At 68.2% G+C, this 11,573-nt stretch carries 10 protein-coding genes; 4 read left to right on the top strand and 6 right to left on the bottom strand.

What is annotated here, in order from left to right:
• Positions 1-19: 19 nt before the first annotated feature.
• Complete coding sequence (locus H607_RS0109270; RefSeq protein ID WP_028875207.1) at positions 20-487, top strand: bacteriohemerythrin; 468 nt, start codon at positions 20-22, stop codon at positions 485-487.
• A 15-nt stretch (positions 488-502) separates the two neighbouring features.
• Here H607_RS0109270 and H607_RS0109265 read toward each other — a convergent pair whose 3' ends face one another.
• The 6 genes from H607_RS0109265 to paaN form a co-directional block, all read right to left on the bottom strand.
• Positions 503-1,882, bottom strand: coding sequence for an efflux transporter outer membrane subunit (locus H607_RS0109265; RefSeq protein ID WP_037990236.1), 1,380 nt, complete (start codon positions 1,880-1,882; stop codon positions 503-505).
• A 5-nt stretch (positions 1,883-1,887) separates the two neighbouring features.
• Positions 1,888-3,858 carry a MacB family efflux pump subunit gene (locus H607_RS0109260; protein WP_028875205.1) on the bottom strand — a complete coding sequence of 657 codons (1,971 nt, stop codon included), beginning with the start codon at positions 3,856-3,858 and terminating at the stop codon, positions 1,888-1,890.
• Positions 3,845-5,125, bottom strand: coding sequence for an efflux RND transporter periplasmic adaptor subunit (locus tag H607_RS12450; protein WP_157381294.1), 1,281 nt, complete (start codon positions 5,123-5,125; stop codon positions 3,845-3,847). Before H607_RS12450 ends, H607_RS0109260 begins: the two co-directional genes overlap by 14 nt.
• Before the next feature lie 104 nt (positions 5,126-5,229).
• Positions 5,230-6,186: a zinc metalloprotease HtpX gene (locus H607_RS0109250; protein WP_028875204.1), complete on the bottom strand. Its 957-nt coding sequence runs from the start codon at positions 6,184-6,186 to the stop codon at positions 5,230-5,232.
• A gap of 13 nt (positions 6,187-6,199) precedes the next feature.
• Positions 6,200-6,802, bottom strand: coding sequence for a phenylacetic acid degradation protein PaaY (paaY, locus tag H607_RS0109245; protein ID WP_028875203.1), 603 nt, complete (start codon positions 6,800-6,802; stop codon positions 6,200-6,202).
• 57 nt (positions 6,803-6,859) lie between these two features.
• Positions 6,860-8,533: a phenylacetic acid degradation protein PaaN gene (paaN, locus tag H607_RS0109240; protein WP_028875202.1), complete on the bottom strand. Its 1,674-nt coding sequence runs from the start codon at positions 8,531-8,533 to the stop codon at positions 6,860-6,862.
• A gap of 143 nt (positions 8,534-8,676) precedes the next feature.
• Between paaN and paaG the strand changes: the two genes are divergently transcribed.
• The 3 genes from paaG to paaI are packed head-to-tail and all read left to right on the top strand — an operon-like array spanning position 8,677 to position 11,547.
• Positions 8,677-9,495, top strand: coding sequence for a 2-(1,2-epoxy-1,2-dihydrophenyl)acetyl-CoA isomerase PaaG (gene paaG / locus H607_RS0109235; protein ID WP_028875201.1), 819 nt, complete (start codon positions 8,677-8,679; stop codon positions 9,493-9,495).
• Between the two features lie 13 nt (positions 9,496-9,508).
• Complete coding sequence (locus H607_RS0109230) at positions 9,509-11,083, top strand: 3-hydroxyacyl-CoA dehydrogenase (protein ID WP_037990227.1); 1,575 nt, start codon at positions 9,509-9,511, stop codon at positions 11,081-11,083.
• Complete coding sequence (paaI, locus tag H607_RS0109225; RefSeq protein ID WP_028875199.1) at positions 11,080-11,547, top strand: hydroxyphenylacetyl-CoA thioesterase PaaI; 468 nt, start codon at positions 11,080-11,082, stop codon at positions 11,545-11,547. Before H607_RS0109230 ends, paaI begins: the two co-directional genes overlap by 4 nt.
• Positions 11,548-11,573: the final 26 nt, after the last annotated feature.

The following is an 11,573-nucleotide window of genomic DNA, read 5'->3' as shown; positions in this document are numbered from 1 at the left end:
AAAATGAACGGAGTGAATCATGGCCAAGATCGTCTGGACTCCTGATCTGGACACGGGGATCGAGCCAATCGACCAGCAGCATCGGCAACTCGTGGAACTCATCAACCAACTCGACGACGCCCAGCAGGGCGGGGATCGCGCAGCGATCGGCAAGGTTATCGAAGGCTTGATCGAATACACCGTGTCGCATTTCGCCTTCGAAGAGGCGCTCATGGAAGATGCGGGGTACCAATTCGTTCGGCCGCACAAGAAGGTGCATGAGATCTTCGTGCGGCGTGCCAGGGAGCTGCGGGACCGTTTCCTTGCCGGAGAAGACGTGGCGGGCGATTTGCAGACCATGCTCGGCCGGTGGTTGCTGAACCATATCCGGCGAGACGACGCCTCCTACGTCAGCGCCGTCAAGGGGGCGATGGTGCGCTTGATCGAAGAGAAAGAAGAAGGCGGGTGGCTGTCCCGTTCCTTGAAGCGGTTCTTCGGTCGAGGGTGAGAGAACCGTTCGTCATCAGGGCATTCCTTCCCAGCCACCGCCCAGCGCTTGGTAGAGGCTGAGCGCGGCGTTGAGGCGGGTGAGGCGTGCCTGTACTTCGGCATCGCGCGCGCCGAGCAGACTGCGCTGGGCGGTGAGCACGTCGAGATAGAGCGCCATCCCTTGCTGGTATTGCAAGGTGGCGATGCGCAGCGCCCTTTGCGCCTGATCCACGGCGCGCCGTTGTGCGGCAAGCGCCTCGTCGCCGTTGCGCTGGGCGCTGAGGGCGTTTTCCACGTCGCCGAAGGCGGAGAGCAGCGTCTGCTGGTAGGTCTGGGCGAGTTCGCGCACCCGCGCTTCGCTGTAGGCGAGCTCGCCGCGCAGCCGTCCGCCGTCGAAGAGGGTGACCGAAAGGGTGGCGGCGAGCGTGAAGAGGCGGCTGCCGGGGTCGAGGATCTGGTGCAGGGCGCTGCTCGCGCCTCCGCCCTGGGCGGTGAGATCGAGCCGGGGGTAGAGGGCGGCGGTGGCGGCGCGCGCGTCGGCGGTGGCCGCCTGAAGCGCCGCTTCGGCGCTGCGCACGTCGGGTCGGCGCTCGAGCAGGCCCGACGGCAGGCCGGCGGGCGGGCTGGGCAGGCGCAGTTGCGCGATGGGGGTAACCTGCGGGGCGAAGTCTTCCGGCGGACGCCCGAGCAGCAGTGCCAGAGCGTTCGCTGCTTGGGTGCGCTGGGTCTGCAGCGGGGGGATGGACGCTTCGATCGTGGCGATTTCCAGTTCCTGCTGCGCGACCTGCAGGTCGGTGGCCATGCCGGCCTGGCGCTGCGCCTGCACGACGCCGAGCATGGCGCGGGCGATGTCGAGCGACTCGCGCGCCGCCGCGAGCCGCGCGTCGAGCGCCGAGAGGGTGAACCAGGTGCCGGCGGTGAGGGCGGTCACACCCAGCTCGACGGTGCGTTGGTCGAATTCGCTCCCCTGCAGGCGCGCCGCGGCCGCTTCGGCCTGGGCGCGGTTGTAGCCGAAGAGGTCGAGCTCGTAGCTCGCGCTGAGCAGGGCCTGGTGGCGGTTGCTGATGGAAGACGAGTTGCCGTTGCTGCCGCTGCTCTTCTGGCGCGAGGACGCGGCGCTCGCATCCAGCGAAGGGTAGAGCCCGGCGGCGGCCACTTGCAGCAAGGCGCGCGCCTCGGCCACGCGCTCGACGGCAGCGCGCAGATCGTGGTTCTGGGCAAGCGCCGTCTCTTCGAGCGCATCCAGCGTCGGGTCGCCGAAATCGCGCCACCATCGCGGCGCGGGCCAGCGGTCTTCGGCGGCGCCGGACTGCCAGCTGGAAGGAGTCTCGACGGGGGGGCGTTCGTAGGTGGGGCCGACGGCACAGCCGCTGAGTAGGGTCGCCAGGGCCAGGAAGAAAGGGCGCGGGCGCATGCGGCTCACTCCGTGCTCAGGGCCACGACCGGATCGAGCGAGGCGGCGCGCTTGGCCGGCAGGTAGCCGAAGACGAGACCGGTGGCGAGCGCGCTGGTGAAGGCGAGCAGGATGGGCGGCACGGTGATCAGCACCGCGGTACCGAGCCAGGCGGCCACGGCGGTGACGATGAGCCCGCCGGCCACGCCGATGAGCCCGCCCACCGTACAGACCACCAGCGCTTCGGTGACGAATTGCAGCAGGATGTGGAAGGCCCTCGCCCCTACAGCCATGCGCACGCCGATCTCCCGCGTGCGCTCGGTGACGCTCACCAGCATGATGTTCATCACGCCGATTCCGCCCACCACGAGCGAGATGAGCGCCACCGCCCCCAGCAGGAGGGTGAGCGTCTGCTGCGTCTCGGCCTGCTGCTCGAGCAGGGCCGTCATGTTGCGCACCTGGAAGTCCAGCGTGCGGTGGCGTTTCAGGAGCAGCTGTTCGATCGCTGCCTGCGTGGCCGCCATCAGGGCCGTGTCGCGCACCTCCACCGTGATGAAGCGCAGCCAGGTCTGGCCGGTGATGCGCGCCTGTCCCGTAGTGAGCGGCACGAAAACCATGTCGTCGCGGTCGTTGCCCATCATGTCGGCGCCCTTGGGCGTGAGCACGCCGATGATGCGCAGCGGCGTGTTGTTGATGAGCACGTAGCGTCCGATGGGGTTGGCGGTGCCGAAGAGCGCCTGGGCGGTGGTCTGACCGAGCACGGCCACCGGCGCATAGCCTTGCACGTGCGTCTGCGTGAAGAACGTCCCTACGGCGACCGGCCAGGCGTTCGCGAGCGTGTATTCGGGGCTGGTCGCGGTCAAGGAGGTGGTGTAGGTGATGTTGCCGGCACGCACCGTCACGGCGCTCGTCGATTGGGGCACGACGTGCTCGACGTTGGGCAGTCGGGCGATCGCCTCGGCGTCGGCCACCACCAGGGTGGTGATGGTGCTGCCGACGTAGCGCACGCCCGGTGCGCCGGGACGCACCACGAGCAGGTTCGTTCCCATGGCCTGGATCTGGTCGAGCACTTTCTGCCGGGCGCCGTTGCCGAAGGCGAGCATCGCCACGACCGAACCTACGCCGATCATCACGCCCAGCAAGGTGAGCAGGGTGCGAAGGGGGTTTGCCTGCAGCGCCCGCAGCGCCGTGCGCACCGAAGCGGCCACGTCGAGCATCAGCACGGCGTGGCCCTCTCGCGGCGGCTCCGCGAGCGGAAGCGTCGGGACGCGCCCTTCGACGGCTTCGGGCGCAGGGCCGCTGTCCTCCACGATGCGCCCATCCTGGATGCGGATGATGCGCTGGGCCTCGCGTGCCACGTTGGGGTCGTGCGTGATGACGACCACGGTGTGCCCCTCACGGTGCAGTTCATGCAAGAGCGCCATCACTTCCTTGCCGCTGGCGGTATCGAGCGCCCCGGTGGGTTCGTCGGCGAGGATGACCCGCCCGCCGTTCATGAGCGCCCGCGCAATCGAGACGCGTTGCTGCTGTCCGCCCGAGAGGCGGGAAGGGGGGTAGTCGAGCCGCTCGCCCAGGCCGAGCCGGGTGAGCAGCGCCTTGGCACGCTCCCGGCGTGCGGCAGCAGGCAGCCCGGCATAGATCGCCGGGACTTCGACGTTTTCCAGGGCGGTGGCGTTGCTGAGCAGATTGTAGCGCTGGAAGATGAAGCCGAAGGTGGACCGGCGCAGCTGGGCGAGCGCGTCGCCGTCGAGTTCGGCCACGTCGCGGCCGGAGAGCAGGTAGCGCCCGGCGCTGGGACGGTCCATGCAGCCGATGATGTTCATGAGCGTCGTCTTGCCCGAGCCGGAGGCGCCCATGATGGCCACGAACTCGCCGGCCCAGATGGAGAGGGAGATGCCGTGCAGCACCTCCACGGTGATCTCGCCCTGAGTGAAGCGTTTGACGATGTCGTGCAGCTCGATGAGGGGGGCGACGGGTCGGGCTTCAACGTCCGGCATTTCCGCCTCCGCTGCGGGTGCCGGCTCCACGAGGGGCGAGCGAGGGCGTGCCGATGACGACGTCTTCGCCCTCGCTCAGGCCGTCCAGGATCTGGGCGCTGACCTCGTCCTTGATGCCGATTTTCACGGTGCGCGGCTGCATCTTGCCCTGGGCCATCACGAACACGCAGTCGGTGCCGGCCGGCGCGCGCGGCGGGCAGCCAGGCAAGCGGATGCCGCTGCTGCGCTGAACCGAGGAGAGCGCGGCCAGCGGCACGGTGAGCGCGTCGTCGGCCTGGGCCACGATGAAGAAGACCTGGGCCGACATCTGCGGCAGCAGGGCGCGATCGGGATTGGGAACTTCGAGCACGGCGTCGTAGAAGATGGCGCCGTTGATGAGCTCGGGCGTCATCTCCAGGCTCTGCAGGGTGGCGTCGATGCGTCGGTCCTGGCGCCCCAGGGTGGTGAAATAGGCCGGCATGCCGAGCGAGAGGCGCGGCACGTCGGCTTCCGAGACCTGGGCGCGCACGATCATGCGCTCGAGCTTGCCGATGCGCAGCAGCACCGGGGCGTTCTGCCGGTTGTTGAGCACCTGGCCAACGTGGGCGATGTCCAGTTTGCTCCAGTTGTTGCCATAGGCGGCGCTGGTGGGCGTCATGACGATGCCGGAGATCGGAGCGGTGATGCGGGTGTAGTCGAGGTTGGCCTCGTCGACCTTGAGCGTCGCCTTGGCCTTGTCGATCTGCGCCTTCAGGGAGGCGATGGTGGCTTCGGCCACTTTGAGGTCGGAGCGGCTCTGCTCGAGCGCCTGCTCGGTGGCGCCGCCCTGCGGGGCAAGCTGGACGTTGCGCTGCCAGGTCCACTTGGCCAGCGTCAGTTTTGCCTCCCAGCTGGCGAGCTGGGCCGTGAGATCGGCGATGGTGGCCCGGTCGACGGCGACCTGGGCGGCGTACTGCGTCGGGTCGATCTGGGCGATGAGCTGGCCTTCCTTGACTTCGTCCCCTAGACCGACCTTGAGTTCGATGAGCTGCCCCGAGACCTGGGCTCCGACGTCGACGTATTCGGAGGGGGCGAGCACGCCCAGGGCCGAGACCGTTTCGCGGATGCTGCCGCGGGCGGCCTTGGCGGTGGGGTAGTCTTCGGTTGCGCCTTGGCGATGCCGCCAGGCGAAGTAGCCGCCGACGGCGAGCAGCAGGATCAATGCCGCAAGAAGGAAGCGGCGCCAGCCTGCGGCGATCATGGGTGCCGCCTCGTCGGGCGAAGAGGTGCCGGCGCAAGCGCGGTGCACGGCATCGTCGGACTCCTGCTCGAGGACATCCCGCCATTATCACCGGGGATCGTCGGTACCGTATCTCGCCCGGCGGGCGATTCGTATCGTAAGGTTTCTCGTCCTCAATACCACAGCCCGCTGCCGGGGCGGTAGCGCGGCGCGGATGAAGAGGGAGGAGGAAAGGACGGAGGGGCGCCGGCGTCGTGCTCCGGAGGCGGTATGCGGCGCGCGAGTTCGAGCAGCCGGCGCACGCGCTCTTCCGTGGCCGGATGGGTGCGCAGCCACGAGGGTTCGGGCGAGCCCCAGCCGGGGAAGAGCCAGGCGCGCCAGCCGCGCTGCACGCGCTCGATGGCCATGAGCGCCGAGGCAAGCCCTTCGGGGTCGTCGGTGAGGGCGACCGCCGCCAGATCGGCATCGAACTCGCGCACGCGCGACAGGCCCAGCTGCACGAGCATGGCGATGTGCGGCGCGAAGATGAGCAACCCCACCGCCAGCCAATTGACCACCGCCGCGCCGACGAGCAGTAGCGGCAGGTTGACCAGCAGCAGGAGCTGGCCGGTGAGCGAGAGCACACTCGTCATGCGCGTGAGGGAATCGGCCAGGCTCATGACGCGAATGTCGCCATGGGCGATGTGCGCCACCTCGTGCGCGAGCACGCCCGTGATCTGCCGCAGATCGAGCCGCGCGAGCAGTCCCGAGGTGAGGGCGATGGCGGCATCATTGTGGCTGCCCACGCTGAAGGCGTTGACGATGGGTGTGTCGACGAAGTAGAGCCGCGGCACGCGCGGCAGGCCAGCGCGCGCGGCGAGCCGCTCGACGAGGGCGTGGAGCTCGGGCGCTGCGCTGCGGGCGATGGGTTGGGCGCGGTAGAGGCGCAGCACCAGCTCGGGGCCGGCGAGCGGCTGCAGCACGAGCGACACGGCGCAGAAGACGAGCATGTAGAGGATGCCGTCATTGCCCCACAGCAGCCAGCCGACGGTGGCGAGCAGCGTGGCGAGCACGACCACCAGCACCGCCGTCTGCAGGCGGTTCATCCAGGCATGGCGTTGCCAGAGGTGAGGATCGATGCGTTGCGTCATGCGGCTCCCGGGTTCATTTGTTGCGCAGTGCCACCAAGGGTACCACCCCTTCCTTCTCGAAGCGTTTGCGGTCGGGCTCGGCCTCGGGCAGCGGCGTGCAGGGGCGCAGGGTGGCGCGGCTGCGGCGCGTGAGTTCCTGATAGGTCTGCGTGCCGCTGACTTTCCAGTTTAGCTCTTCTTCACTCAGTTCGCGCACGACTTTGGCCGGAGCGCCCACCGCCAGGCTGCGCGGCGGGATCGTCATGCCGGCCTTGACGAAGGCGGCCGCGGCGACGATGGCCGATTCCCCCACTTCCGCCTCGTCCATGATCACCGCGTTCATGCCCACGAGCGCGTTGCGCCGGATGCGGCAGCCGTGCAGGATCGCCCCGTGGCCGATGTGGCCGTCTTCCTCGACCACCGTATCGATGCCGGGAAAACCGTGCATGACGCAGCAGTCCTGGATGTTGGCACCGGCGTGCACGATGAGTCGGCCGAAGTCGCCGCGCAGGCTCGCGAGCGGCGCCACATAGACGCCGGGGCCGATGTGCACGTCGCCGATCAGCACGGCGTCGGGGTGGACATAGGCGTCGGGATGGACGACGGGCTTGAGGCCGTCGATTTCATAGCAGGGCATGGCTTTTCTCCGTGCAGCGCCGGATATTCTTCGACCCGGCGCCGCGGCATGAAAAAATCAGGACACGTGCCAGCGACGCTGGATCACGCGGAAGCGGTTGGCGACGAAGGCGGAGTCGGCGTAGCTCGCATTGGCTGCCGGGTTCATGCCGGTGCCGTGGTAGTCGGAGAAGGCGGCCGATTGGTTGACGTAGACCCCGTCGGTGAGATTCAGCGACAGGGCCACGCCGGCGCGCCAGCTCACTTCGACCATCGTCTGCTGGTATTCGGGCCTGGTCGAATACACACCGAGGGTGAGGGCGCCGTGCTCGCGCACGATGCGCTCGGCGAGCGAGGCCGCCTGGGCCGCGTCGGGTGCCGCTACCACGAAGGCGATGGGGCCGAAGCGCTCTTCCATGTAGGCGGTTTCGTCCTTGGCCTCACAGGCGACGAGCACCGGCGTGCGCACCTGCGCCCGCGGGAATTCCGGGTGCTCGATGCGCCGCGGGGTCAGCAGGACGCGGCCGAAGGCGCCGGAGGCGGCCTCTTCGATGCGCCGCAGCGTCTCTTCGGACTGGATGGCGCCGAGCACGGCCGTGGCCACCTTGACGTCGGTGAGCAGTGCCTCGATTGCCCGGGCGAGATCGCGGCCGACGTCCTCATGGGATTTGTGCCCTTCGTTGGTGTCGATGCCGCCTGCCGGCACCAGGATCGCCTGCGTCGTGGTGCACATCTGCCCCGAGTAGAGCGACAGGGTGAAGGCGAGGTTGCGCAGCATGCCTTGGTAGTCGTCGGTCGATTCGATCACCACCGTGTTGACGCCGGCCAGTTCCGCATACACCTGGGCCTGGCGGCAATGCTCGAGCAGCCAGTTGCCGAAGGCGCAGCCGCCGGTGAAATCGATGGATTTCACCTCCGGGTGGGTGACGAGCCGTTGCGTGTGCTCCCGCTGGGCGAAGACGGCCAGCTGCACCACGTTCGGGTCGAGTCCCTGTTCGGTGAGCAGCTCGCGCAGCACGCGTACGGTGAGCGCGGCTGGCAGAATCGCATTGCTGTGCGGTTTGACGATGACGGGGTTGCCGGTGGCGAGCGCCGCGAACAGGCCCGGATAGGTGTTCCAGGTGGGGAAAGTGCCACAGCCTATCACCACCGCCGGGCCGCGTCCGACGATCTCATAGCGTTTTTCCATGCGGATCGGCGGGTTCTTGCCTTGGGGCTTTTCCCACAGGGCGGTTTCGGGGATACGGCGCATTTCGTCCCAAGCGTAGGTCACTGCTTCCAGCCCGCGATCCTGCGCATGCGGGCCGCCCGCCTGGAAAGCCATCATCCAGCCCTGGCCGGTGGTGTACATCACGGCGTGCGCCAGTTCGAAGCTGCGCCGGTTCAAACGCACGAGGGCTTCGAGCAGCAAGCCCACCCGTCCTTTGGGGCCAAGTTTTTGCCAGTCGTCCTGCGCCTTGCGTGCAGCGGCCACCAGCGACTCGGGCTCGCTCACCGGATAGGAGACGTTCAGCTCCACTCCATAAGGCGAGCGCTCCGGGGCGATCCACTCGCCGGTGCCCGGCTGACCTTCAAGGGAAAACCGCTGGCCGTGGAGGCCGAGCACGGCGGCTTTGCCCTCTTCGAGCGCCGTCTCCCCGTAAATTTTGGGGCTGGGCATTTCGGGGAAAGGGGTCCAGTAGCCACGGCGGGCGATCGCTTCGAGCGCATGTTCGAGCAGAGCCTGGTGTTTTTCGAAGAGCGGATGGGTCATGGAGCGTCTCCTTCGGTGATTCGGGTTATGTTAAGGTAAAACGATTCGCTATTTTTGAAAAACGTCTTGATCCCTTGACCTGGATCAAGTATATTATTGATCGAACGGTCGGTCAAAAAAATTGATGAGGGGGAGGAGACGACATGGCGGAGACCACGGCGGCCGAAGGGCCGACGATCCTGCTGGAAGTGCGCGAGGCGGTAGCCTGGCTCACGCTCAACCGGCCCGAGCGCCTCAACAGCTTTACCACGCGCATGCACGAGGAGCTGCGCGCCGCGCTCGATCGCGTCGAGGCGGGTCGCGCCGAAGGCACGATCCGGGTGCTGGTGATCACCGGTGCCGGACGGGGATTTTGCGCCGGGCAGGACCTGTCCGACCGGGCAGTGGCCCCGGGCGCGCAGGCGCCGGATCTGGGCGAGTCGATCGAAAAGAACTACAAGCCGCTCGTGCTGCGCCTGCGCCGGCTCGAGCTGCCGGTGATCGCCGCGGTCAATGGCGTGGCCGCTGGTGCCGGAGCCAACCTGGCGCTGGCCTGCGACCTCGTCTTCGCCGCGCGCTCGGCTTCTTTCATCGAATCCTTCGCCAAGCTGGGGCTCATCCCCGATACCGGCGGCACCTGGGTGCTGCCGCGTCTGGTGGGGCTGGCGCGTGCCATGGGGCTGTCGCTGCTCGGCGAGAAACTCTCCGCCGAAGAGGCCGAGCGCTGGGGGCTCATCTGGAAATGCGTCGAGGACGAGGCGCTGTTGCCCACGGTGCGCGAGGTGGCCGAGCGCCTCGCACAAGGCCCCACGTTCGGCTATGCCATGACGAAGAAAGCCCTGCTCGTCAGCGGCACGAACGATCTGGCCACGCAGCTCGATCTCGAGCGCGACCTGATGTCGGCCTGTGGGCGCAGCGAGGATTATCGGGAAGGGGTGCAGGCGTTCCTCGAGAAACGCCAACCGCGCTTCCGCGGACGCTGAGGGGGAGGAGACGATGCAAGAACGCGAAGGGGGCGCGGCCCTCGCGCCCGGCCACGCCGTGCTGGTGGTCGGCGCCGGGGCGATGGGGCGCGGGATCGCCCTGGTGGCGGCGAGTGCCGACCATCTGGTGTTTCTTTCCGACGTGAGCGAGGAGGCCCGCCGGCGCGCGCTCACGGCGATCGCCGAAGAGCTCGATGGCGGGGTGCGCAAGGGGCGGATGAGCGCCGAAGAGGCGAGCGCGATCCGCGATCGTATCCGGGCGGTGGCCGAACCGCAGAGCGTCGCCTCGCAGGTGCATCTGGTGATCGAGGCGATCGTCGAGGATCTGGAGGTGAAGCGGGCGCTCTTCGCCGCGCTCGAACCCCTGGTACCGCCTCAGGCGATCCTTGCCACCAACACGTCTTCGCTGTCGATCACCGCCATCGCCGCTCCGCTCGCGCGCCCCGAGCGGGTGGTTGGCATGCATTTCTTCAATCCGCCTACGCGCATGAAGCTGGTGGAGGTGGTGAGCGGTCTGGCCACGGCACCGGAAGTGGCGCAAGCCATTAGGGACACCGCCGTGCGCTGGGGCAAGATCGCCGTGATGGCGCGCTCCACGCCGGGGTTCATCGTCAATCGCGTGGCCCGTCCCTTCTATGCCGAGGCCTTGCGCGTGCTCGCCGAGGGAGCGGCCGACTGTGCCACGCTGGATGCGATCGTACGCGAGGCGGGGGGCTTTCCCATGGGGCCCTTCGAGCTGATGGATCTCATCGGACACGATGTCAATTTCGCCGTCACCTCATCCGTGTGGTCGGCCTATTTCTACGACAAGCGCTTCCAGCCCAGCCTCATCCAGCAGGAGCTGGTCTGGGCCGGACGGCTCGGGCGCAAGAGCGGACGGGGGTTCTACGACTACGCTGCAGGAGCGCAGCGTCCCGCCGCGGCCGAAGCCCCGCCATGCCTCGATCGGGCGCCTTCTGCCGTCGCCGCCGTGGGCGAGTTCGGCCCCTTCTCTGCGCTGCTCGAGCGGCTCGCTGCCGCCGGCGTGGTGGTGCACCGACGGCCCGCCAATGCCGGACCCGTGCGGATCGAGGCTGCAGACGTCTGGATCGTGCCCACCGACGGACGCACGGCCACGCGCCTCGCGCACGAGTACGGCCATGCCGACGTCGTCGTGCTCGACTGGGCGCGCGATTGGGCACAGACGCCGCGCGCGGCGCTGGCGCGGGCCGACGGTTGTGCGCAGGATTCCTGGGCATGCGCGCTCGGGCTGCTGCAGCGGGCGGGAATCGCCGTAACCCCGCTCGACGACGTCGCCGGGCTCATCCTCGCGCGCACCGTGGCCATGCTCGCCAACGAGGCGGCCGACACCGTGCTCGCCGGCATCGGCACGCCGCACGACATCGACACCGCCATGCGTTACGGCACGAACTATCCGCTCGGGCCGCTCGCCTGGGCGGAGGCGATGGGTGTGGCGCGCATCGTCGGTCTGCTCGATCGGCTCGCCGAGCACTACGGCGAAGATCGCTACCGCGTCTCGCCGCTCTTGCGGCGACATCTCTGGAACGGACGGCCGCTCGTTGGCGGCGACGAAGGAGAAGGGAAGTGACGGAAGCTTCGTATCGGGATCTCACCGCCGGGCTCGACCCGCAGCAAGTGGCCGAGGCCGTCGGCGCCGGCATGTACGAGCACGACCACTGTGCGCAGCATCTCGGCATCCGGCTGCTGGAGATCGCGCCGGGTTACGCCAAGATGGAGATGACCGTACGCCGTGACATGCTGAACGGTTTCGCCATCTGCCACGGCGGCATCGTCACCACGCTGGCCGATACCGCCTTTGCGTATTCCTGCAACAGTTACAACGAGATGACGGTCGCCTCCGGTCTGGCCACCGAGTTTCTCGCCCCGGTGCGCGAAGGCGACGTGCTCACTGCCGAGGGGCGCGAGGTGGCGCTGGCCGGACGCACCGGCGTCTACGACGTCAGCATCACCAACCAGCGCGGCGAACTGGTGGCCGTGATGCGCGGCAAGTCTTACCGCTTGAAGGGGCGGGCGGTAGTCGAACTCGACTGACGCGGCTGCCCCAAAACGAACGAAGA

The sequence above is a fragment of the Tepidiphilus margaritifer DSM 15129 genome, from assembly GCF_000425565.1.
Classification (GTDB): domain Bacteria; phylum Pseudomonadota; class Gammaproteobacteria; order Burkholderiales; family Rhodocyclaceae; genus Tepidiphilus; species Tepidiphilus margaritifer.
Note: the sequence above shows the minus strand (reverse complement) of the source record. Positions and strands in the feature narration are given on the sequence as shown.